The following is a 23,139-nucleotide window of genomic DNA, read 5'->3' as shown; positions in this document are numbered from 1 at the left end:
TCAAGGGGCAAACCGGCGACGCGCTGCATGCGGTGCTGTGTGCGGCCGGCTACAACCTGCGCTGGCTGCTGCGCGCGATCGTTCGTCTGGGCCTTGGCCCTATATTCTTTTTGCTGCTCGCGTGGGCGCGTTTTCAGCTCAACGTCATGCCTCAACCTCTACTCGTGCGCTGCAGACCTGGCTGAGATGTGCGTTTACGTCTGCACCAGACTGCGTCGTCGGGTCCATTCCGGCAAATTCAATTTTGCAGGCCAGACGTAGTAATGCCGACAATCGCGATGAAAGCGCACATACGCGACCTTCGACAAACCTCGGCCGTTATGCACGGGCGCTTCGATCAGTTCGATGTCGAGATCGCCGCCGCTCTGCTGCTGAATGCGCTTGACCAGCGAATGCGACGCATTGGCCGGCTCGGTGACGATCACGCAGCGATAGCCCGCTTCCATATAGGCATTGGCGGCCCATTCGGCATAGCGCCAGCGGTGCCCGCTGAAATTGGGCTCGATGATGAGTACGGTATCTTTCGACATGAAATTCATCGCGTTCGACGCGACGTGAAGTTTTATTCGAGGTGCAAACGCTATGCTGGCGCGCTTTGTGCCGACGAATGAACAGTACCATCCGTCTCACGTATTCAACGGCCATATTTGAGCGTTTATCCGCGCCGCCCGACGTGGGAAATCGCACGAAACTTCAATCGTCAACCCGCATTGATACCCACTTCGGGCCGATTTCGACTACGGGTTGGCGTTCGGGTTGGCGTTCGGCGCGGCGGCGTACAGGATATTTTGCCACAGTTGCACGAAAAGAAGCGACGTCGCGCGCGTACCCGTCATTCCGATATGACGCGAGCGGGCGGCCGAGCATGGCGGCATCACGCGAGACGAACATATATCGCCGCGCGCCGCCAACCAACAACAGCGTAAGTACAGCAGCGCGGGGAAATACGAGTGAGATCTGTCCGGCTACCTTTCATACCGGCGCGCGCGCGTTTCGAGCAGGATGCGGCGTTTTGGGTGCTCCTGCAACAAGTGGTCGTGCGCGGCTTCGTCGCGGTCAAGTTTCTGGCGATCGGCCGGATTCTCGGCCCGGAAGCCATCGGCGCGGTCAGCATCGCGCTGCTCGCCGTGGCGATCGCCGAATCCTTGTCCGATACCGGACTCGCGCAGGCCGTCGTCCAGCATCGCGAGGCGCCGACGCAGGGCGAACTCGGCGCGGTCTGGTCCACGCTCGCGATGCGCGGCGTGCTGATCGGCATTTTGATCGCCGCGCTCGCGCCGCTCATGACGAGCCAATTCCATATGAGCGGCTCGATCGGGCTGATCTTCCTGGCCGCCATTCTGCCGATCCTGCGCGGCATCGCGTCGCCGGCGTACTTCGTCGTCACGCGTCAGCGCGGCTTCCAGAAGCTCGCGGGCGTCGAATGTTCGGCGTCGTTTACGGATTGCGCGGTCGGCCTGATCTGCGCGCTGTCCGGCGCGGGCGCGTATTCCGTGCTGATCGGTCTGGTCGCGGGCGAAACGCTCAAGACCGTGCTCACCTGGACCAGAATGTCGCCGCGTCCGCCGATCGGCTTCAGGTTCAAGGGCATCTCGCATTACGTGAACTTCAGCCGCTGGATCTGGGCGGGCAGCGTCGTCAATCTGTTGCTCAATCAGTTCGACAAGGTCGTGGTCGCCAAGCTGCTCGGGCCGATGCAACTCGGCGCGTATCAGATGTCGTCCAAGCTCGCGCAGATGTTGCTGGCCGATGCCGCCATCGCGATGTCGCAATACCTTTTCCCGACGTTCTCCGAGCATCATCGCCGCGATACGCAGGCCGCGCGCAAGATGTTCCGCCGCTGGATGACGGTCGCGGTCGTCGGCCTGACGGTCGTCGTGATCGTGCTGCGTCTGATCGCCGAGCCGCTGTTCAGTATCGTGCTCGGATCGGCGTGGCTGTCGGCGGTGCAGCTGTTCAAGATCTTCGTGATCAACATGGCGATCGGCGCGCTGATCGCGGTGCTGGTGTCGTGGCTGCGCGCGGTCGGCATGCCGAAGGTGGCGACGCATGCGTCGATCATTCAGGCCGTCGTGCTGTGCGTGACGGTGCCGATCGCGACGCATATGTGGGGTGTGACGGGCATCGCCTGGGCGATGACGGTGGGACTTGGCTCGGCTGCGAGCTGGATGCTGTTCTGCATCGTGCGGGAGGCGTAATGCGTATAGTCCACCTTGTGCTCGCCCCGCGCCTGTCGGGCGCGGAAGTGCTGGCGAAAGATCTGGCGATTCATCAGCAGAAGGGCGGCGAAACGGTCGCGATCGCGTCGCTCACGCCCGCGCACGACGACTTCACGGCGCGCTGCAGGCCGAACTCGTCGAGAACGGCGTGGAGTGCCTCTTTCCGAAGCGTCCGCTGGGGCGGTTCGGCAAGGTCTGGAATCTCTACAAGACGCTCAAGCGCTATCGGCCGGACGTGGTCTTCGCGCACGCGACGATTCCCGCGTTCTACGTGCGCGCGCTGCCGCTGCCGGCGCCGGTCGTCTACGTGATGCACTCGGCCACCAACGACTTCGAGAGCCAGATGTTCCGGCGCGTCGAGCGGTTGCTGTCGCATCGGGCGCGCGCGGTGATCGCGGTGTCGCCGAGCAATATCGACGATTACGTGGCGGCGGTCGGCCGTCATCCGTCGATGTCGCTGATTCCGAACGACGTCGACATGTCGCGTTTCGGGCTGCGCACGCGCACGCCGGTCGTCGACTGCACGCAGATCGTGCAGATCGGCCGCTATACGTCGGTGAAGAATCAGTTGTCGACGGTGCATGCGTTCCGTCAGGTCGTCGAGCGCGTGCCGGATGCGCGGCTTTTGCTGTGCGGCGTGATCGAGGATCCGGCGTATCGCGCGGCGGTCGCGGATCTGATCGAGAAGCTCGGGCTGTCGGCGCGCGTGACGCTGGACGGGCCGCGCTCGGACGTGGCGGATCTGCTGTTCGCGTCGAGCGTCTTCGCGATGCCGTCGCGTTCGGAAGGGCACAGCATCGCGTTTCTGGAGGCGCTGGCGTCGGGCGTGCCGGTGGTCGCGAGCACGATCCGCCCGTTCGCCTTCGCCGCCGATTTCCCGAACGTGCATCTGTGCGATCCCGACGATATCGATGCCTACGCCGATGCGCTCGTGCTGGCGCTGGGCGAACCGCGCGCGCATCGTCCGCTGGGCGGCCTGACGCTCGCGGATACGGCGGCGCGTTATCTCGCCGTCGCGCGGCAGGTGACGCAGGCGCTGCCGAGCACGACCGCGCCGGCCTGATTGTCTTCATGACGATGTCCGCCGCACCGGTTTAGGAGCGGCGGACATTTCTTTTGGTTCTTTTGGCCGCCCGGCGGGGGATTGCGGGCGCGCGTCGGTTCAGAATTCACCCATTAGCCATACGGACGAGGTGCGCTTTTTCGTCTGAGCATGGCTGATAGACCCCAGCACATCAAAGCGAAGGATAACGAATTATCCGATGCGAAACGTTTAATGCTGACGGAGGGCAATCACCATGCCGAAGATGAGAGCGTTCGAAGCGCTTTCGAGCTATTGGGACGGCAATCTGCCGGTTGATTCACTCAAGATCGCGCGTGCGCTGAAAGTCAGGGTTCACGCCAAACACGATCTCGGCGACGCGCTGGGTTCGTTCGAGCTGATCAACGGGCAAGCTTGCATATGCATCAATCCCAAGGGCTTCGAGCGGCGACATCGCTTTGTCATCGCTCATGAACTCGGGCACTTTCTGCTGAGACACGGCGACCGTTTTGTCGATACTTCGCGCGAGATGACGGCGGGCCATTACGACGTTTGCGAACGACAGGCCAACACGTTCGCACTCGAGTTGCTGATGCCGCGCTTCGCGGTGGACAAGTCGATCATGAAGCGCGACATCACGGACTTCAACGAACTGACGAACCTGTTCGGCGTGCCGGAAAAGGCGATGCACTACAGGCTCAGAAAACTGGGATGGGTGAAATGAACTCGAACTGGAGCTCGGAGCAAGACTCGATGCTGCTCGATGACTATTCTGGCGCGCCAGGCGACAGACAGCTGTCTCACGGCGCGCCCGAGCATGCCGCACTGGTCAAGGAGGAAATCGCCGATCGCAAGCAATTCAGGCAGTTGAGGCAATCGTCTTTTATCGGCGCGGCCTTTCTGATCGGCGTCACCGCGCTGCTGTTGCTGTTCTGGACGACGTCGTTCGGCGTGCGCTTCTTCTTCATGGGATTCAAAGCCGAGCCCGGACACGACGGCCTGATCCTCGCGCCGATCGTCGTGATGGCGACGGTGATTCTCGTGCCCTTGCTCGCCATTGTGCGATTCGTGTTCCGCCAAAGCAGCGATGACGTCGACGAGAGCGACAAGCTCAGCATCTGGCAGACGTTGATCAAGGAGATCGCGGACGTGATCAAGCAGTACGCGGGCCGCAGCAAAGCCACAACCTAAGCCCTCGCCCTCACTTCCTCACCGAATGCGGCCTGCGAAACACCAGCCAGCGCGGCGACTTGAACCGCACGATGCTGATATACAGCCACACATAAGTCGCCGCGAACACCACCACGAAGCAGAACAGATGCACCGTATGCCGCCAGAACAGCGTCGCGGGAATCACGGCGATCAGACACAGCAGCCACAAGTAAGGCGACGTCAGCGAATTGCGTCGCGTGAGCTCGTGCGCGTTCTTCGCGCCCACGGCCCAGCGCATCAGGCGCTTGTACACGAGCATATGCAGATGCACGCCGTCCGGAATGCCCGGCGACATGCCGCGAATAAACTTTTTCCGGTAAATCGAGAAGCACGTCTCGAAGATCGGATACATGAACAGCAGCACCGGATACCACGCCGATACATCGCGGTTGCGCATCACCAGCATGATCGACAATTCGCCGAGCATGAAGCCGACGAAGTACGCGCCGCCATCGCCGAGGAAGATCAAACCGGCCGGGAAATTCCAGATGAAGAAGCCCATCACCGCGCCCATCATGATGAGCGAGCCCGACAGCACCACCGGATCGTGCACCTGAAACGCCACGTAGGCGAGCGAGGCGAACATCATGAAACTCACCATCGACGCCAACCCGTTGAAGCCGTCGATGATATTCACCGCGTTCGCGAGCGCCGCCACGGCGAGCACCGTCACCGCGCATGAAACGATTGCGTACGTCAGCAGAAAATCGAGCGGCGGCACGCTGATGCGCGTCACCGCGATATCGAGCGCGGCGTAGGCGAGACCCGCCGCCGCCATCGTGCAGATCAGGCGCACGAGCGGCGTGACGCGCTTGGTCAGATCTTCGGTGAGACCGGACAGAAACGCCGGCAAGCCGCACGCGATGATGCCGAGAATCCCCGCCGATACGGCCGGATAGCTCCATCGCAACTGCACGGCGGAGGCGGTCAGCCCGCAGAGGATGCCGATGCCGCCCACGCGCGGCACGGGGCGCGCGTGAAACTTTTGCACGCCGGCGAGATCGGTATCGCCGAGCGCGCCTTCGTGCAGATGCGCAAAGCACACGATCAACAAGGTCACCAGCAGCGAGACCAGAAAAGCAAGCGCGAAACTGAGCATGAAATGGAACCGGTGAAAAAACGCGCCGACGCGTTACGCGAAGCCGCGCGGATTCTGCGACTGCCAGCGCCAGTGATCCGCGCACATACGCTCGATGCCGTGCTCCGCGCGCCAGCCGATCAGTTTCGCCGCGGCGGCCGGATCGGCGTAGCAGGCGGCGACATCGCCCGGACGGCGGGGCACAAGTTCGTACGGCATCGGCTTGCCGGACGCCGCTTCGAACGCCTTCACCACGTCCAGCACGCTGTAGCCTTGCCCCGTGCCCAGATTCACGACGAAGCTGCGATCGAGCGACTTCAGCGCATCGATGGCGGCGATATGCCCGCGCGCCAGATCGACCACGTGGATGTAATCGCGCACGCCGGTGCCGTCGTGCGTCGGGTAATCGCTGCCGAACACGCGCAGACGTTCGAGCTTGCCGACCGCCACTTGCGCGACATAAGGCATCAGATTGTTCGGCACGCCTGCCGGATCTTCGCCGATCAGCCCGCTTTCATGCGCGCCGACCGGATTGAAGTAACGCAGCGTCGCGATGCGCCACGATGCATCGGACAGTTCGAGATCGCGCAGAATCTGCTCGGCGATCAGCTTCGACTGGCCGTACGGATTGGTTGCCGACAGCGGAAAGCTCTCGTCGATCGGCACGCTTTGCGGCACGCCGTACACCGTCGCCGACGAGCTGAACACGAAGTCGCGTACCTTGCGTTCGCGCATCACGTCGAGCACGGCGAGCAGGCTGCCGATGTTGTTGCTGTAGTACTCGATCGGCATCGAGACCGATTCGCCCACGGCTTTGAGCGCCGCGAAATGGATCGCGCCGGTGATGTCGTGCGCATCGAAAATGCGCGAGAGCGCGGCCTTGTCGCACGCGTCGTCCTGATAGAACGTGACCTTCTTGCCGGTAATCCGCTCGACGCGCGCAAGCGACTCCGCGCGACTGTTCACCAGATTGTCGACGACGACGACCTCATACCCGCCATCGAGCAATTCAACGCAGGTGTGCGAGCCGATGAAGCCCGCGCCGCCGGTGACGAGAATCGTGCCTTTCGCCGTGGAGTCCTGCGACTGCTTGCCGTTCATGATGTGCGCTCCCGAATGCCTGAATCAGAGTGAAATGCCGGTAATGGCGTGTATTGTGCCCTTGTATCGCTCGACGACCTGCTTTTCGTCGAATTCGCGGGCGACTTTTTCCCGGCCGCGTTGCGCCATCGCCGCGCGTTCGGCGGGCGATAGCGTCAGCATGCGTTCGAGTTGTGACGCCAGGCTGCTCGCGCTCTTCACTTCGCACAGCAAGCCGGTGACGCCGTGTTCGACCACTTCGCGGCAGCCGGGCACGTCGGTGGCGACGATGGGACGGCCCATCGCGGAGGCTTCCATCAGCGTGCGCGGCACGCCTTCGCGATACGACGGCAGCACGACGCAATCCGCCGCCGCGATCAGCGGCCGCACGTCGTGCGCCTCGCCGAGATACTCGACGACATTCTCGCGCGTCCACGCCTCGACATCCGTGCGGCTTATCGCGCTCGGATTGTCGACGCCGACCGGCCCGAGCAGCTGAAACCGCGCGTGCGGATAGCGCGCCTTCAGGCTGCGCGCGGCATCGACGTATTCGGCCACGCCCTTGTCCCATAGCAGACGGCCGATCAGGATGAACACGAAATCCTCGCGCGCGGGCAGCGGCACGAACGCGAAGTCGTCCAGATCGACGCCTTCGCCATGCAGCAGCCGCGCCCGGTCCGGATGCGCGAGCAGCTTCTCGTCCACGAACGCGCGATGATCGTCCTGGTTCAGAAACCACACTTCGCGCGGAAAACGAAACGCGAACCGGTACAGCCGCTTGGCGATCTGCGCGGCGCGGCTCTTCTGGATGAAGGTGTAGCCGAGCCCGGTCGTCACCGCGATCGACGGCACGCCCGCGAGCTTCGCGGCGACCGAACCGTAGATATTCGGCTTGATCGTGTAATGGAACACGAGATGCGGCCGCGTCGCGCGATATTCGCGATACAGCGCCATCAGCGTCTTCAGATCCTGACGCGGATCGGTGCCTTTCGATGCCACCGGCAGCTCGACGCAGCGGCAGCCCATCGCCTCGAGCGGCTCGAAGGTGCGATCGCGCGGCGCGATCACGGTCACCTGCGCGCCGCGCGCGGTCAGCATGCGCAGCAGGCCGCGACGGTACGTGTAAATGGCCCACGCCGTGTTGCAGACCAGGGCGATCCGAAGGGGAGAAGCGTGTTTCGTCATGCGATGTTCAGTGTGGATGCGTGCGCGCGGACGCCGAACGCTTGAGCAGCTTCGCCTTCAGCCCGCGCAGCGCGCGATACGGCAACAGCAGATGCGCGCAATTTTTTACGATTCCGATCCAGTCGAGCGGATTGCCCGCCCGCAAGTAACGCCATTGCAGCCGCAGCGTTGACATGACCTGCGTGCGGCGCTTCGTGGCGCTGATGCCGGTTTCGTTCAGTTCGTAATAGAGGCCGAATTCCGGCAGGTTCGCGCCGTCGTGACGCGCCATCAGACGCAGCACGAGATCGAGGTCTTCGGCGGCGCGATAGTCCGCGCGATAGTTGCCGGCCGCGACCACGGCATCGACGCGCAGCATCAGCGACGGATGCGCGAAGCAGGAGCGCAGCAGCATCGCGCGGCGGATGGCGGCGGGATCGGTCGGCGGCGTGAGATCGAAGAGTGGCGCGCCCGATGTCGACACGACATGCGTCCACATGCCGAGCACCGCGACATTCGGATGCGTGTCCAGATACGCGCGCTGTTTAGCCAGGCGATGCGGCGTCGCCAGATCGCCGCTGTCGATGCGCGCCGCGTAGCGCACGCCGCGCCGCGCCAATGCATCTATGCCCGCCTGCAACGCAGGCTCGATGCCGCCGTTCTGCGGCATGCGCAGAATCGCGATATCCATCCCGTCGATGGAAGGCGCGACGATCGGCGGCGTGCTGCCGTCATCGACGATCAGCACGCGCACCATCGACGGCTCGCTGAACGAGCGCAGCGTGCGTTCGAGGTCGGCCTGACCGTTGAAGGCGGGAATCAGGATGGCTACATCGTCTAGAGCGTTCATGCGCGCAGCCGGAAGCGGATGTAATAAAAGTTGACCGATGCCGCCGCGACATAACCCGCGGCCAGTCCGATCAGCGCGCCATACCCTTCGAAGCGCGGAATCGCGATGAGATTCACCACGAAGGCCACGGCCAGCGCGAGCAGCCACTTCGCGAGCAACACGTATTTGGCCTGATATTTCAGCACGATCAGATTGCCGATCGCCTCGATGCCCGCCGGCACCGACAGCCACACCGCCCAGCGGAAAATCTCCGCCGCGCCCGCATAGTTCGGCCCGAACACGCGCGCGATGATAAAGCCCGCCAGCGCATCGAGCACGGGGGCGCCGGCGATCATCAGCGCGGCGGTCATCGCGAACAGGCGCAGCACGTTGCGCCGCAGCTGCGCCTTGTCCTGCACGCGATAGACGAACGCCGGCGCGATGGTCTGCGACAGCATCAGCGCGAGCGCGATCCAGTTTTCGTTCAATTGCTGCGCGGCGGAATACAGCCCGAGTTCCGCGAACGACACGCGATGCGCGAGCATCAGCCGGTCGAGCTTCAGAAACAGATACATGCCGATCAGCCCGATCCAGAACACCGTGCCGGCGCTCGCGAAATGCCTGAACAGCGCGCGATCGACATGCCAGCCGAGCGTGCCGCCGTGACGCCGCATGTAGTACAGCACCAGCACCGCGCCGATGCCCGCCGCCTCCAGCGCCAACAGCCAGCCGAAGCTCGACGCGCTCGCCGCCATGCGCACCAGCGCGAACACCAGCGCCGCCTTGACGATCGCCGCCAGCATGCTCGCGATCAACTGCGGCTTGCTGTAGGTCATGCTCTGCAGCCACGCGTTGATCACGCCGATAAACGGCTCGCGAAACAGGAGCGTGACGGCCAGGCCCGCGAGCATCGCGCCGACGGTCGGATCGATCAAGCCCGCCGCGATCCACGTCCACGTCAACGCGAGCGCCAGCACCGACACGCCCATGCGCAGCACGAACGCGCTGCCGAGCACGCGCCCGGTGTCCGCCGGCGGCCGGTTGACAATCGTCGGCACCAGAATTTCCGCACCGCACACCCACGTGACCGGCGCGATCACCAGCAGCAGCGTGTTCGCGTATTGCCACTTGCCGAAGGTGTCCGGACCGAGATAGCGCGCCAGCAAGCCGGAGATGGCGATCGCCACCGCGATCTGCGTGAGCCGTTCGAGCCCGAGCCAGACGATGTTGGCCAGCGCCCGCGCGACGTCCGGATTGCCTGCGCGCGACAGCATCTTCATGCGGCGATCCCGAAACAAAAATCAGGCATGCGGCGTGCTACCCGAGCCTGTTCGTTTCTCGAAACGCGTAAAGAATCGCTTTTCTCAGTGAAGTTGTGTGTGTTTGCGCGCCTAGACGCGCCATTTGAGGGCGCAACGGACAGAGAGCGATCGGGCATTGGATTAGAATGAAGCGCAGGGTTTGCCCGGATGGGTACCCGGGCTGATTCCCGAGTCGTATCGGTACGCGCACCATCGAAAAGCGCTGAAAGACAGCGATTATAAGTGCGAACGGTTGCCCGTCCCGGCGTCACGTTCGTGCATGTTCGTAAAGCTTTAATCAACCTGACGGCAGAATCCGAGGCACGCGCGCCGCATTGAAACGCGCACAGCGGCGCGTACGACTTCACGACTTGCATGCCCTCATGGCTGCATCGCCGAGAATCCATCAATTAATAGAGAAGAGGTAGCCATCTCATGAGCCAAGTATCGCAATCCATCTTCAAGGCCTACGACATCCGCGGCATCGTTGGCAAGACCGTCGATCGCGACGTCGCGAAGAATATCGGCCAGGCGGTCGGCAGCGAGATCAAAAAGCAGGGCGGCGATTCCGTGGTGATCGCGCGCGACGGCCGCCTCTCCGGTCCCGAACTCTCGGTTGCGCTCGCCGACGGCCTGCGCGCGGCGGGCATCGATGTCGTCGATGTCGGCATGGTGCCGACGCCGGTCGGCTACTTCGCGGCGAGCGTGCCGCTGCCCTTGCCCGCGGGCGAGCGTCGCGTCGATTCGTGCATCGTGGTGACGGGCAGCCACAATCCGCCCGATTACAACGGCTTCAAGATGGTGCTGCGCGGCGCGGCCATCTACGGCGAGCAGATTCAGGCGCTGTACAAGCGCATCACCGATGACGATTTCGAGAAGGGCGAAGGCACCTACACCGAATTCGATGTATCGCAGATCTATCTGGACCGCATCGTGTCGGACGTGAAGCCGGCGCGCGGCATGAAGATCGTCGTCGATACGGGCAACGGCGTCGCGGGCGATCTCGCGCCGCGTCTGTTCAAGGCGCTCGGCTGCGAAATCGTGGAACTCTTCACCGAGATCGACGGCAACTTCCCGAACCATCACCCGGACCCGGCGCACGTCGAGAATCTGCAGGACGTCATTAAAGCGCTGAAGGAAACGGACGCCGAAATCGGCTTTGCGTTCGATGGCGACGGCGACCGTCTCGGCGTCGTCACGAAGGACGGCCAGGTCATTTTCCCCGACCGTCAGCTGATGCTGTTCGCGCAGGAAGTGCTGTCGCGCAACAAGGGCGGCCAGATCATTTATGACGTGAAGTGCACGCGCAATCTCGCCAAGTGGGTGCGCGAGCAGGGCGGCGAACCGGTGATGTGGAAGACCGGCCACTCGCTCGTCAAGGCGAAGCTGCGTGAAACCGGCGCGCCGCTGGCGGGCGAAATGAGCGGCCACGTGTTCTTCAAGGACCGTTGGTACGGTTTCGACGACGGCCTGTACACCGGCGCGCGTCTGCTCGAAATCCTCTCGCGCGTGGCCGATCCGAGCAAGCTGCTCAACGATCTGCCGGATTCGCTGTCGACGCCGGAACTCCAGCTGAAAATGGAAGAAGGCGAAAACGTCCAGCTGATTTCCGCGATGCAAAAGAACGCCAAGTTCGAAGGCGCGGACGACGTGCTGACCATCGACGGTCTGCGCGTGGAATATCCGGACGGTTTCGGTCTCGCGCGTTCGTCGAACACTACGCCGGTCGTCGTGATGCGTTTCGAGGCGGACAACGAAGCGGCGCTCAAGCGCATTCAGGAAGATTTCCGCCGCGTGATTCTCGCGGAAAAGGCGGACGCCAAGCTGCCGTTCTGAGTCGATTACAGGTAGTGTGTGTTGGCGGCACGGTCGTTCGATCGTGCCGCTTTTTTATTGCCGTAGACGAAATGTCCAGGCGCTCGTGCACGAAGTTCGGCCCGCCGCGCTCGCCAGCCGCGCTAAAATCCCAGCTTCCCTGACAATCTGCAACCGCAGTCAACCGCGCATTCGCGCCCGTCCACTCAGCGTGCAAAAGATCCTGATCGTTCGCGTGTCGTCGCTCGGCGACGTCGTTCACAACATGCCGGCCATCGCCGACATTCGCCGCCGCTTTCCCGATGCCCAGATCGACTGGCTCGTCGAGGAAAGTTTCGCGAGTCTCGTCGAACTGGTGAGCGGCGTGCATCGGGCGATTCCGTTTTCGCTGCGACGCTGGCGCAAGCGCTGGGCATCGGCGGAAAACTGGCGCGAGATCGGCAAGTTCAGGCGCGAACTCGCCGCCGAAAAATACGATCTCGTCATCGACTGTCAGGGTTTGATCAAGACCGCGTGGGTCGCGAGCTGGGCGCGCGGGCCGCTGGTCGGGCTGGGCAATCGCACCGACGGCGCGGGCTACGAATGGCCGGTGCGTTTCTTCTACGACCGCCGCGTGCCGATCGAGCCGCGCACGCATGTCGTCGAGCGCACGCGGCAACTGGTGGCGGCGGCGCTCGATCTGCCGAAGCCGCAGACCACCGACGATATCGACTTCGGCATCGACACGCGTCGCGCGGCGCTGGCCGTGTCGCAACTCGGCCTGAATCTTCCGGTGCCTTACGTGGTGTTCGCGCACGCCACGTCGCGCGCCGACAAGCAATGGCCCGAGGCCGCGTGGATCGAACTCGGTCAGGCGCTGGTCAAGCGCGGCGCGTCGATCGTGCTACCGTGGGGCAGCGATGCCGAACGCGTCACCAGCGAACGACTCGCGAAGGAATTCGGCGCGGCCGCGATAGTGCCGCCGAAGCTGTCGCTGCCCGCCGTCGTCGGCCTGATCGACGGCTCGGCGGCAACGGTCGGCGTGGATACCGGCCTCGTACATATTGCCGCAGCGCTGAAGCGCCCGACCGTCGAGTTGTACAATTTCTCGACCGCGTGGCGCACCGGCGGTTACTGGTCGCACAACGTCGTCAACTTGGGCGATGCAAGCCGGCATCCGACCTTGTCCGAAGTGAAGACCGCGCTCGCCGGCTTCGGCCTGCTGTAGCCTGCCGCCGCGGAGCCACGCCACGCAGAGCAAACCAGGTTCGAAGGCACCATGACAGAATCCCAGATCATCGAAGTCGCGTCGTGCGATTGGCAGGGCAAAAACTTGTCCGTGCCGCGCGAGACGCTGCTGGCCGGCGTCGAAGACGGCAAAGTCCTCTATTTTCCCAATCTGCGTTTCGCCATCGAAGGCGGCGAGCAGGCGCTGCTCGATCCGGCCATCGCCGATCCGAAGCGCAAGAACATCAGCCTCGCGCCCAATGGCGGCGCGCTCAACGGCGTGCTCGGCGACAACGTCATGCAATCGGCGGCGCGCTCGCTGATCAAGCGTTATCAGGACAACGCGCGTTCGCTCGTCGACGCGCTGTTTCCCGAATACGACGGCAAGCTGCGCGTCGCGCCGACCAGCTTGCGGCTGCATCAGGTGGAAACGCGCGAAACGTCGTGGCGCAAGGACGATAGCCGCCTGCACGTCGATGCGTTCCCGTCGCGCCCGAACCACGGCGAGCGGATTCTGCGCGTGTTCACCAACATCAATCCGCAAGGCGCGCCGCGCGTGTGGCGCGTGGGCGAACCGTTCGAGGACATGGCCAGGCGCTTTCTGCCGAACATCAAGGCGCAGGCGCCGGGTTTGGCCTGGCTGATGAATCTGCTGCACATCACCAAATCGCCGCGCAGCGAGTACGACCATCTGATGCTGAATCTGCACGACGCGATGAAGGCCGATCTCGATTATCAAAAGGTTTCGCCGCAAGAGACCATGCCGTTTCCGCCCGGCTGCGTGTGGGTCTGCTTCTCCGATCAGACATCCCACGCGGTGATGTCCGGCCAGTTCATGATGGAGCAGACCTTCTTTCTGCCCGTCAAGTCGATGGCGCGGCCCGATCACGCGCCGCTCGGCATCCTCGAACGCCTCAAAGGCCGGGCGCTCGTTTGAGCGGCCTCGCGCCTTCGCCGGTTCCGCCGGGGTCGCAGGTTTCGCCGCCCGCATCGGCCGGCGTGCTGCGGCTGATCTATCGCGCCGCGTGGTGGCTCGTCGCGCCGCTCGCGGTATTGCGGCTGCTGATCCGCTCGCGCAAGGAGCGCGTGTATCGCGAGCATATCGGCGAACGCTTCGGGCGCGGGCCGGCACGCAGTCCCGACGATCTCGCGCCGCTGATCTGGGTGCATGCGGTGTCGGTCGGCGAAACGCGCGCCGCGCAACCGCTCGTCGAGGCGCTGATGAAGGCGGCGCATCCCGAAGTCCGTCTGTTGATCACGCACATGACGCCCAGCGGCCGCGCGACCGGCGAGCAGCTGTTCGGCGATCGCGTGATGCGCAGCTATCTTCCCTACGATTCGCCGCGCCTCGTGCGACGTTTTTTGCGCGCGTGGCGGCCGTCGCTCGGCATCGTGATGGAAACGGAAGTGTGGCCGACGCTGATCGACGAATGCAAACGCGCCGACGTGCCGCTCGTGCTGACGAACGCGCGCATGTCGGAGCGCTCGTATAAGCGCGCGACGCGTTTCGGCCGCGCGGTGCGCGAAGTGTTCGGCGGCTTTTCGCGCGTGCTCGCGCAAACGCCGCCCGACGCCGAACGGCTGATCTCGCTGGGCGCGCGCAATGTCGCCGTGCTCGGCAATCTGAAGTTCGACATGAGCGCGCCGCCGGAACTCGTCGCGCGCGGACAGGCGTGGCGCGCGGCCATCGGCGAGCGTCCGGTGTGGGTTGCGGCGAGCACGCGCGAAGGCGAGGAAACGCTGGTGTTGCGCGCGTTCGCGCAGCTCAACGTGCCCGATGCGCTGCTGATTCTGGTGCCGCGTCATCCGCAGCGCTTCGATGAAGTGTCGGCGCTGATCGCGAGCGCCGGCATGACGAGCGCGCGCCGTTCCGTGTGGGCGCCGCCGCCGGTCGCGGCGGGATCGGGCGCGGATGTGGCCGATCCGTTGCCCGCGAGCGTGCAAGTGCTGCTCGGCGATTCGATGGGCGAACTCGGCGCGTATTACGCGGCGGCGGACTTGGCGTTTATCGGCGGAAGTCTGTTGCCGCTCGGCGGGCAGAATCTGATCGAAGCGTGCGCGGCGGGCGTGCCGGTGCTGATCGGACCGCACACCTTTAACTTCACGCAGGCGACGCGCGATGCCATCAACGCGGGCGCTGCGCTGCGCGTGGACGATCCGTCGGGACTCGCGCGCGGTTTGCGCGAACTGTTCAACGACAAGCCGCGGCGTCTCGCGATGAGCGCGGCGGCATCGGCGTTCGCGGCGGCGCATCGCGGCGCGACGGAGCGCACCGTGAGCGTCCTGAGCGCGTTGCTCGAAGAGGAAGAGGGCGAAGTCGACGCGCAGGCATGATTTAGCGCCCGAAGCTCCCGACGGCCTGCAAAGCCTCCACGCATCGCGCGAAGCGTTCGTTGCTCGCCGCGATGCCGTATTCCTGCGCGCGTTCCAGCGCGCGCGTCTTCATCTCGTCACGCAAGGCATCGTCCGTGAGGATGCGGCGCATGGCGTCGGCGAGTTCGTCGACCGCGCCGATGGCGAACAGCGTGCCGAAGCGTCCGTCGCCGAGAATCTCGCGCGGGCCGGTCGGGCAATCGCTAGCGATCACCGGCTTGCCGAGCGCGAGCGCTTCGAGCAGCACCATCGGCATGCCTTCGTAACGCGAACTCAGCACCTGCAATTGCGCGCCCGACACCAGCGCGTGCGGATTGTTGCGATAGCCCATGAAATGCACGCGCGACGCGATATCCAGTTCCTTCGTCAGCGCTTCGAGTTCGCCGCGAAACGCGCCGTCGCCGACGATCACCAGATCTTCCCTGATCGCCGGGTCGCGGATCAGCCGCGCATAGGCGCGCAACAAGGTGCGATGGTCCTTCTGAATCTCGTCGAGCCGCGCGACCGAGACGATATACGGCGCATCGCACGGCGGTTCGACGCGCGTCTCGCCATTGGCGCGGATGCGCTGGATATCGATCGCGTTGGGCAGCACGAACAGACGCTGCAGGCCGTCGCCGAACATCGCGCGGGCTTCGTCGGCCATGTGCTGATTGAGCGCGGCGACGCCGTGATAGCGCGCGAATTGCGTCGCGAGACGGCGCTTTCTGCGCGGGCGATTCGCCAGCCGCGCATCGAAACTGAAATGATTGACGCCGAGCCACGCGGCGCCGAATTGCCCGGCGAGCCGCCGCAGCGACATGTCGTAATCGACGATCAGCGCATGCGTGCGCGCCAGCGCTTCGACGCGCCGCTTCACGTAAGGGCGCACGGCGAGCGTGTTGAACACGTCGCGCCCGACGCGTCCCAGCTTGCTCAGACGATGTTCGTAACGGCGCGCCTGAAAGTAGTTGAGCCAGTCGCGATCGGCGAGGATTTCGATGGTCACATCCGGCGGCACGAGCGCGCGAAAGCGATTCTCGAGCGCGGGCGACGGATGCATGACCGATAGCGTGACGGTGAATCGCTCGCGATCGAATACGCGCAGCCATTGAATCAGCGACGATTCGATGCCGCCGTCGCCGAAATCGACGATATGAAAGAGGATCGGCACGCGCTTGCGCGATGCAGCGGGTTCGTCGTTCGGAAGGATGGCGGCTGGCCTGTTCAAAGGTGCAAGAGTCGCAAGAGTCACGAGAAAGCGCCAAAAACCGGCGCGAACGTTTAAATCCCGAATGCTACCGCACCTGACGCAAGGCACGCAGAACCGCGCGCGCCCTTGCGGCCGGCCGCTTCGATTGCCTATATATTGAGTGGCCGCGTGCCCGTGCGCGGCGAGATCGATCGGAGGAAAGCGATGGTCCGCCTCGTGATGATCCTGCTCGGCGTCGATTATTTGCGCAGCCGCTGGCGCTCGGTGATGACGCTCGGCGTGCTGAGCATCGCGCTCGGCGTCGTGATCTTTTCCGATGCGCTCGACGGCGCGCTGTACTTTCCGATCACGCCATTCGCCGCGCTGATGCTGCTCGGAGGGCTCGCGACGCTCGCGGTCGCGTGGACCGGCATGGGCGGCCAGCGCATGTTGCGCTACGTGAAGGGCGCGACGTTCTGCCTGTCGGCGCTGCTCGTGCTGATCGGCGGCGAGCACGGCAACTTCGCGCTGTCGATGATCTTCGGCACGCTCTTTCTCGTCGACGGCGCGTTGCAGATCATCGCCGCGAAGGTCGTGCGCTATCGGCACTGGAAAATCGCGATCGCGGGCGGCGTGCTGGAGATTGCCATCGCGGTGTTCTTTTATCAGCCGTATCCCGATCACTATGCGGGAACGGTCGCGTATTGCGTGGCGTTCGGGCTGTTCTTCGGCGGCTGGAACATGTTGCTGCTCGCCACGCGCGTGCGTCGCATGGCGGCGAATCCGGCCGTGGACGGCGCGGCGTCGAAAGGGCCCGCGCCGTTCGCGGGCGCGCTGTGGGACGGCCCGCCCGAGCCGCACGAAACGGCGCTGACCGTGCATGTCTGGACGCCGGTCGGGTCGTCGAAGATGGAGCCGCGCCGGCAATTGATCGTCGATCGCTATATCGCGGCGGTCGATCGGCATGGCGCGATTTCGACCGGACACGCGGCGCTGGAGACGCCCGAGGGCATTTATATCAGCTTGTATCCGGCGGTGGAAATCGAGCGTTCTCCTGAGGAATTCGCGCGGATTCTGCGCGCCACGCGCGACAACGACGTGCCGGGCCTCTATCAGCCCGACTACGAAACCGAAGCGCGCGCGTGGTGTCCGTCGACGCGGCAGGTGCGCATCCGCAATTACGATCCCGAGCGGCTCGCGCGTTTCTGGGAAGCATATCGGCGCGATACGACTTACAACCTGACGTATCGCAATTGTTCGAGCACGGTGGCGCGCGCGCTGGAAGCTGCGATCGAAGGCGCGTCGACGCGCGTGTGGGGCAGGGGCGGCGGATGGCGGCCGTTCTGGCGCATCGCCACGACGCCCGAATTGTGGGTGGCGGCGCAAGTCCGCAAGCGCGCCGCGACGATGGCGTGGACGCCCGGCCTCACGCTCGACTATGCGCGCGCGCTCAGCATGCTGGCCGATCCGCGGCCATCGGGCTGGGTCAGAATGGCGCGCCTCGCGATTCGGCAGATGGCGCGCTCGCGGCGTCGCTGGAAGGCGGAAGAAGCGGTGGCCGCGCACGTCGGCGACGATGAACCCGACGCGCGCGATGCGCCGCTCACGCCTTGAGCAAACCCTTCTTCTCGATAAAACTGATCACCTGATCCAATCCGTCGAGCGCTTTCAGATTGCACATCACGAAGGGCCGTTCGCCGCGCATTTTCTTCGCGTCGCTCGCCATGATGTCGAGATTCGCGCCGACGTGCGGCGCGAGGTCGGTCTTGTTGATCACCAGCAGATCCGACTTGGTGATGCCCGGACCGCCCTTGCGCGGAATCTTCTCGCCGCCGGCGACGTCGATCACGTAGATGGTCAGGTCCGACAGTTCCGGGCTGAAGGTCGCCGCGAGATTGTCGCCGCCCGATTCGATAAACACGATATCGGCATCGGGAAACTTCGACACCATGCGATCGACGGCTTCGAGGTTGATCGACGCATCCTCGCGAATCGCGGTATGCGGACAGCCGCCCGTTTCCACGCCCATGATGCGTTCCGCCGGCAGCGCGCCCGCGACCGTCAGCAGGCGTTGATCTTCTTTCGTGTAGATATCGTTGGTGATGGCGACGAGATCGTATTGCTTGCGCATCGCCTTGCAGAGCATTTCGAGCAGCGTGGTCTTGCCGGAGCCGACCGGCCCGCCCACGCCGACGCGCAACGGCGGCAGCTTCTTGGTACGGCGGGCGGCGGAATAAACGGGAGCGTTCATGCGATGTCGATTCTTCTAGCGGATGGGTCAGGAACGGAACAGCCGCGAATACTGCGATTCGTGGCGCGCCGACAGCACGCCGAGTTGCGGCGCAAACGTGTTGATGTGATCGAGCGGCGTGGCGAGCGCACGCTGCACGGCTTCGTCGATCGGCCGCGCAACGCGACGATGATGCGCTGTCCCGCGAGTTGCCCGAGCGGCACGGCTTTCAGCGCGGCGGCGGCCTGATTTTCGACCCAGCTGAATGCATAGGCCGCGAGCACCGCATCGGTCGATGCATCGTGCGCGCAGGCCGCGAATGCGAACGCGGTCGGCTGCGCGATCGGTTTGATCGACGCGAGCGTCGCGCTTCATCGCCCCATTCGAGCGATGCGCACAACTGCGCGAGCGACCAGCCCATCTGCTCGGTTTCGCGTCGAAGTTCGGCGGATTCGCGGCTCGCGAGGTAGTCGTCGTTGGTGCGCGTCAGGGCGTCGATATCATGCGCCTGCCAGTGCGCGATCTGATGCGCGAGCATCGGCAATTCGCCGCGCGCGAGCACGTTGACGAGACCGCTTTCGATCCAGGCGCGCGCACTGTCGCCGTCGTGAATCAGGCCGTGTTCGATGGCGGCTTCGAGCCCTTGCGAATAGCTGAACGCGCCGATCGGCAAGGCCGGCGACGCGAGATGCAGCAGCGCGGTCAGCTCAGCGGTGATCATGGCCGTGGTGATGATGACCGTGGTCGTGATCGTGTCCGCATTGCGAGTGATCGTGATCATGGTCATGACTGTGATCGTGGCCGCATGCCGAGTGATCGTGGTCGTGCGAATGATCGTGACCATGATGCTCGCCGTAGACCTTCTGCGCGAGCGCATAGTCTTCGCTGAACGATTCGTCGTGACCGTGCTTGTGACCGCCGCCGTACGCGCCCGTTTCCGGCTGGAACGGTTGCGACTCGTGCGCGACGAGACAGCCCAGACGTTTCAACATGTCTTCGAGCACGGGATCGGCTTCGAGCTTCAGATACTCCGCGCCGACTTCCACAGGCGTGTGCCGATTGCCGAGGTGATACGCGGCGCGCGTCAGCATCCGCACGCTCGGCGCGCGCACGACGAGCACATCTTCCGCCGCCGCGACGACGCGCACAAATCCGCCGTCGTCGGCGACGAGCATGTCGCCATCGGCGAGCACGGTGCCGCGCGGCATCACGAGCGCGACTTCCTCGCCGTTGTCGAGCGTGGCGGCGAGACGGCTCTTGCAGCGAGCGTCGAATGCCAGCGTGAGCGTCGGCGCGCGCTTGACGAGCACGGTCGCGAGTTTGGCGGTCAGGCGTTTATCGATGGTACGCATAAGGCTTTAGAACAGAAAATAGCGTTGCGCCATCGGCAGCACGGTGGCGGGATCGCATGTGAGCAGTTGTCCGTCGGCGATCACCTGATAGGTCTGCGGATCGACGCTGATGGACGGTTGCCATGCATTGTGAATCATGTCGGCCTTCGTCACATTGCGGCAGTTTTTCACCGCGACGACCTGCTTCGACAAACCGTAGCGATCGGCGATGCGCGCTTCTATCGCCATTTGCGACACGAACGTGAGCGACGTCTTGCCGAGCGCGCCGCCGCGCGTGGCGAACATCTCGCGATAATGCACGGGCTGCGGCGTCGGAATCGATGCGTTCGGATCGCCCATTTGCGCCAGCGCGATCATGCCGCCCTTCACGATGAGCGACGGCTTCACGCCGAAGAACGCCGGTTCCCAGAATACGAGATCGGCCCATTTGCCCGGCTCGATCGATCCCACTTCATGCGCGATGCCGTGCGTGAGCGCGGGGTTGATCGTGTACTTCGCGACATAACGTTTGGCGCGGAAATTGTCGTTGCGCGTGGTGTCTTCCTTGAGCGCGCCGCGCTGCACCTTCATCTTGTGCGCGGTCTGCCAGGTGCGGATGATGACTTCGCCGACGCGGCCCATCGCCTGCGAATCGGAGGAGAGCATCGACAGCGCGCCGAGATCGTGCAGGATGTCTTCGGCCGCGATGGTTTCGCGTCGAATGCGCGATTCCGCGAACGCGATATCTTCCGCAATCGACGGGTCGAGGTGATGGCACACCATCAGCATGTCGAGATGTTCGTCGAGCGTGTTGACGGTGTACGGGCGCGTCGGATTGGTGGACGAAGGCAGCACGTTCGGCTCGCCCGCGACCTTGATGATGTCCGGCGCGTGACCGCCACCCGCGCCTTCGGTGTAATACGTGTGGATCGTGCGGCCCTTGAACGCGGCCACCGTCGTTTCGACGAAACCCGCTTCGTTCAGCGTGTCCGTGTGGATGGCGACTTGCGTGTCGGTGTCGTCGGCGACGCTCAGACAATTGTCGATGGCGGCGGGCGTCGTGCCCCAGTCTTCGTGCAGCTTGAGACCGATCGCGCCGGCCTTGATCTGTTCCGTGAGCGGCTCCGGCAGGCTCGTGTTGCCCTTGCCCAGGAAGCCGAGATTCATCGGCCAGCCATCGGCGGCTTGCAGCATGCGTTCGATGTGCCATGGACCCGGCGTGCAGGTCGTCACGCCGCTGGCGAGCGCTTCGTCGATCTGCTGCGGGCTGATGAAGTGGATATGCGAATCGATGCCGCCCGCCGTGACGATCAGCCCTTCGCCCGCGATCACTTCCGTCGCCGCGCCGATCGCGATGTTCACGTTCGGCTGGATATCCGGATTGCCCGCCTTGCCGATGGCGAAAATGCGTCCGCCCTTGATACCGATATCGGCTTTGACGATGCCCCAGTGATCGAGGATCAGCGCATTGGTGACGACGGTATCGACGACATCGGCGGCGGGGCGCTGCGACTGGCCCATGCCGTCGCGGATGACTTTGCCGCCGCCGAATTTCACTTCTTCGCCGTAGGTGGTGAAATCGCGTTCGACTTCGATGATGAATTCGGTATCGGCCAGGCGCACGCGGTCGCCGGTGGTCGGGCCGAACATTTCCGCATAAGCGCGGCGGCCGATGCGTAGCGTCATATTCTTCCTCTGGCTTTTGGATTAGAGCGGGCCCATGACGAGCGCGTTGAAGCCGTACACATGCCGGTCGCCTGCGAGCGCGACGAGTTCGACGGTGCGTTCCTGTCTGGGCTCGAAACGCACGGCGGTGCCTGCGGTGATATTGAGCCGGAAGCCGCGCGCCTTGTCGCGCTCGAACTTCAACGCGGTGTTGACTTCGTAGAAGTGGTAATGCGAGCCGACCTGCACCGGGCGGTCTCCGCTATTGGCGACGACGACCGTGACGGTCTCGCGGCCGACGTTGAGTTCGTGCTCGCCATCGTCGATGAAATATTCGCCGGGGATCATGTTTTTAAGGGATCGGATGGTGGACGGTGACGAGCTTGGTGCCGTCGGGGAAGGTGAATATCCGGGATCATTTCCGGCACGCCTTCCATGACGTCGTCGCGGGTCAAGAGCGTGGTGCCGTAGTGCATGACCTCGGCGACTGTCTTGCCGTCTCTTGCTGCTTCCATCAGCGCCGCCGAGATGAATGCTACCGCTTCGGGATGGTTCAGCTTCAGGCCGCGGGCGCGGCGGCGTTCGGCTAACAGCGCTGCTGTGAAGATCAGCAACTTGTCCTTTTCTCTTGGCGTGAGTTTCATTTTTTTGCTGGCGCTTGCTGGTTGGGGGCTTTCTTACGGGGTCGGATTTTTTGTTCTTTGCAATCGTAGCATTCGTTTATTTTGTTTTCTTGGGGTTCTTTGGGGTGCTGGTTTTCTTGTTTTTATTGCAGTAGCCGCCTCCCCGGCGGAGGGGTCACTTTCTTTGCGGCGGCAAAGAAAGTAACCAAAGAAAGCCGCTTGCCGATCCTAAGCACCTTCTTGAGCGGCCGCGGCACAGGACTAGAGACTTGGCACAGCAATAGCGAGTGTTCGCGCTGGACTTGCGGGCGCTGGTTCCCATGCGATTCGCGCTTTCTCGCCCACCTTGGTAACGGTCCCCTTCGGCTTACTCCGGCCCGCTCGCGCGGCCGGTTTAGGGCCGTTCAGGCAACCGGCAGATGATCAGCGAAACGACCTTGCACGCCTCATCGGTTTGTTCGTTATTCGGCCCTACCTCGGTTAGAGCTTCCATGGTGAAGCGCGCCTTCGCATGTTTCGTGCAGCGGCTGCCTGTGGCGCGTGCATGCCGCGCTCATGTGTATATGCTTTGCTTTAGCAATTGTCTGAGTAGATGCTGCTCGCGAACTCGCGAACCATTCAACATAGCAATGCGGTACGTATGCGTGTGTATTTCATCGGAGCGCTAACCAACGTAGGGCCGAATAACGATAAAAACGATGAGGAATGCGAGGTCGTTTCACTAATCGCCTGCCGGTGGCCCAAACGGCCCTAAACCGGCCGCGCGAGCGGGCCGGAGTAAGCCGAAGGGGACCGTTACC

The 23,139-nt window shown here is 63.7% G+C and carries 19 protein-coding genes and 4 pseudogenes; 10 read left to right on the top strand and 13 right to left on the bottom strand.

The annotated features are described in order from the left end of the window. Nucleotides 1-185, top strand: a pseudogene (locus BVER_RS14860) (IS5/IS1182 family transposase); the annotation flags it as partial. A 9-nt stretch (nt 186-194) separates the two neighbouring features. On the opposite strand, the gene BVER_RS14855 reads toward BVER_RS14860, so the two are convergent. Next, on the bottom strand, nt 195-530 hold the full coding sequence (locus BVER_RS14855; protein WP_157056076.1) for a hypothetical protein: 336 nt from the start codon (nt 528-530) through the stop codon (nt 195-197). A 420-nt stretch (nt 531-950) separates the two neighbouring features. Between BVER_RS14855 and BVER_RS14850 the strand changes: the two genes are divergently transcribed. The 4 genes and pseudogenes from BVER_RS14850 (at nt 951) to BVER_RS14835 (ending at nt 4,452) form a co-directional block, all read left to right on the top strand. Continuing rightward, the gene (locus tag BVER_RS14850; protein ID WP_050453963.1) at nt 951-2,198 is read left to right on the top strand and encodes an oligosaccharide flippase family protein; all 1,248 of its coding nucleotides are present in this window, start codon (nt 951-953) and stop codon (nt 2,196-2,198) included. Continuing rightward, nucleotides 2,198-3,282: pseudogene (locus BVER_RS14845) on the top strand (glycosyltransferase family 4 protein). Before BVER_RS14850 ends, BVER_RS14845 begins: the two are co-directional and overlap by 1 nt. A gap of 235 nt (nt 3,283-3,517) precedes the next feature. Beyond that, the gene (locus BVER_RS14840; RefSeq protein WP_050453962.1) at nt 3,518-3,985 is read left to right on the top strand and encodes an ImmA/IrrE family metallo-endopeptidase; all 468 of its coding nucleotides are present in this window, start codon (nt 3,518-3,520) and stop codon (nt 3,983-3,985) included. After that, nucleotides 3,982-4,452 carry a hypothetical protein gene (locus BVER_RS14835; protein WP_050453961.1) on the top strand — a complete coding sequence of 157 codons (471 nt, stop codon included), beginning with the start codon at nt 3,982-3,984 and terminating at the stop codon, nt 4,450-4,452. The genes BVER_RS14840 and BVER_RS14835 overlap by 4 nt, the downstream gene beginning before the upstream one ends. Nucleotides 4,453-4,462: 10 nt before the next feature. Here the strand turns inward: BVER_RS14835 and BVER_RS14830 are convergent, their stop codons facing one another. The 5 genes from BVER_RS14830 to BVER_RS14810 are packed head-to-tail and all read right to left on the bottom strand — an operon-like array spanning nt 4,463 to nt 9,904. After that, nucleotides 4,463-5,572, bottom strand: a complete 1,110-nt coding sequence (locus BVER_RS14830; RefSeq protein ID WP_050453960.1) for an MraY family glycosyltransferase — start codon at nt 5,570-5,572, stop codon at nt 4,463-4,465. Nucleotides 5,573-5,605: 33 nt separating this feature from the next. After that, nucleotides 5,606-6,652, bottom strand: a complete 1,047-nt coding sequence (galE, locus tag BVER_RS14825; protein ID WP_050453959.1) for a UDP-glucose 4-epimerase GalE — start codon at nt 6,650-6,652, stop codon at nt 5,606-5,608. Between the two features lie 24 nt (nt 6,653-6,676). Then, nucleotides 6,677-7,816 carry a glycosyltransferase family 4 protein gene (locus BVER_RS14820; protein WP_050453958.1) on the bottom strand — a complete coding sequence of 380 codons (1,140 nt, stop codon included), beginning with the start codon at nt 7,814-7,816 and terminating at the stop codon, nt 6,677-6,679. A gap of 7 nt (nt 7,817-7,823) precedes the next feature. Further along, the gene (locus BVER_RS14815) at nt 7,824-8,645 is read right to left on the bottom strand and encodes a glycosyltransferase (RefSeq protein WP_050453957.1); all 822 of its coding nucleotides are present in this window, start codon (nt 8,643-8,645) and stop codon (nt 7,824-7,826) included. Continuing rightward, nucleotides 8,642-9,904 (bottom strand): oligosaccharide flippase family protein, encoded by a 1,263-nt coding sequence (locus BVER_RS14810; protein WP_050453956.1) that lies wholly within the window; start codon nt 9,902-9,904, stop codon nt 8,642-8,644. Before BVER_RS14810 ends, BVER_RS14815 begins: the two co-directional genes overlap by 4 nt. A gap of 456 nt (nt 9,905-10,360) precedes the next feature. On the opposite strand from BVER_RS14810, the gene BVER_RS14805 reads away from it, so the two are divergent. The 4 genes from BVER_RS14805 to waaA all read left to right on the top strand — a co-directional run bounded on the left by BVER_RS14805 (nt 10,361) and on the right by waaA (nt 15,280). Further along, the gene (locus BVER_RS14805; RefSeq protein ID WP_050453955.1) at nt 10,361-11,761 is read left to right on the top strand and encodes a phosphomannomutase/phosphoglucomutase; all 1,401 of its coding nucleotides are present in this window, start codon (nt 10,361-10,363) and stop codon (nt 11,759-11,761) included. A 190-nt stretch (nt 11,762-11,951) separates the two neighbouring features. Next, nucleotides 11,952-12,947, top strand: a complete 996-nt coding sequence (gene waaC, locus BVER_RS14800) for a lipopolysaccharide heptosyltransferase I (RefSeq protein WP_050453954.1) — start codon at nt 11,952-11,954, stop codon at nt 12,945-12,947. Nucleotides 12,948-12,998: 51 nt separating this feature from the next. Next, on the top strand, nt 12,999-13,883 hold the full coding sequence (gene kdoO / locus BVER_RS14795; protein WP_050453953.1) for a Kdo hydroxylase KdoO: 885 nt from the start codon (nt 12,999-13,001) through the stop codon (nt 13,881-13,883). Nucleotides 13,884-13,945: 62 nt separating this feature from the next. Continuing rightward, the gene (gene waaA, locus BVER_RS14790) at nt 13,946-15,280 is read left to right on the top strand and encodes a lipid IV(A) 3-deoxy-D-manno-octulosonic acid transferase (RefSeq protein ID WP_050453967.1); all 1,335 of its coding nucleotides are present in this window, start codon (nt 13,946-13,948) and stop codon (nt 15,278-15,280) included. A 1-nt stretch (nt 15,281) separates the two neighbouring features. Here waaA and BVER_RS14785 read toward each other — a convergent pair whose 3' ends face one another. Further along, on the bottom strand, nt 15,282-16,466 hold the full coding sequence (locus tag BVER_RS14785) for a glycosyltransferase (protein WP_050453966.1): 1,185 nt from the start codon (nt 16,464-16,466) through the stop codon (nt 15,282-15,284). A 249-nt stretch (nt 16,467-16,715) separates the two neighbouring features. On the opposite strand from BVER_RS14785, the gene BVER_RS14780 reads away from it, so the two are divergent. Beyond that, entirely contained in the window at nt 16,716-18,104 is a 1,389-nt protein-coding gene (locus BVER_RS14780) for an HdeD family acid-resistance protein (protein ID WP_050453965.1), read from the top strand. Here the strand turns inward: BVER_RS14780 and ureG are convergent. The 6 genes and pseudogenes from ureG to BVER_RS14750 form a co-directional block, all read right to left on the bottom strand. Further along, nucleotides 18,094-18,741, bottom strand: coding sequence for an urease accessory protein UreG (gene ureG, locus BVER_RS14775; protein ID WP_050453952.1), 648 nt, complete (start codon nt 18,739-18,741; stop codon nt 18,094-18,096). The two genes, BVER_RS14780 and ureG, sit on opposite strands and share 11 nt — an antisense overlap. Nucleotides 18,742-18,768: 27 nt before the next feature. Then, nucleotides 18,769-19,441, bottom strand: a pseudogene (locus tag BVER_RS14770) (urease accessory protein UreF). Next, nucleotides 19,428-20,072: an urease accessory protein UreE gene (ureE, locus tag BVER_RS14765; protein ID WP_050453951.1), complete on the bottom strand. Its 645-nt coding sequence runs from the start codon at nt 20,070-20,072 to the stop codon at nt 19,428-19,430. The pseudogene BVER_RS14770 and the gene ureE overlap by 14 nt, the downstream one beginning before the upstream one ends. Nucleotides 20,073-20,078: 6 nt before the next feature. After that, nucleotides 20,079-21,737, bottom strand: a complete 1,659-nt coding sequence (gene ureC, locus BVER_RS14760) for an urease subunit alpha (RefSeq protein WP_050453949.1) — start codon at nt 21,735-21,737, stop codon at nt 20,079-20,081. A 21-nt stretch (nt 21,738-21,758) separates the two neighbouring features. Next, a complete protein-coding gene (locus tag BVER_RS14755; RefSeq protein WP_050453948.1) occupies nt 21,759-22,064 on the bottom strand; it encodes an urease subunit beta in 306 nt (101 codons plus the stop codon). A gap of 4 nt (nt 22,065-22,068) precedes the next feature. Next, nucleotides 22,069-22,360, bottom strand: a pseudogene (locus tag BVER_RS14750) (urease subunit gamma). Nucleotides 22,361-23,139 lie beyond the last annotated feature (779 nt).

This window comes from Candidatus Burkholderia verschuerenii (assembly GCF_001189365.1).
In the GTDB taxonomy this organism is placed as follows: domain Bacteria; phylum Pseudomonadota; class Gammaproteobacteria; order Burkholderiales; family Burkholderiaceae; genus Caballeronia; species Caballeronia verschuerenii.
This window is presented reverse-complemented; position numbering and strand designations above follow the sequence as displayed.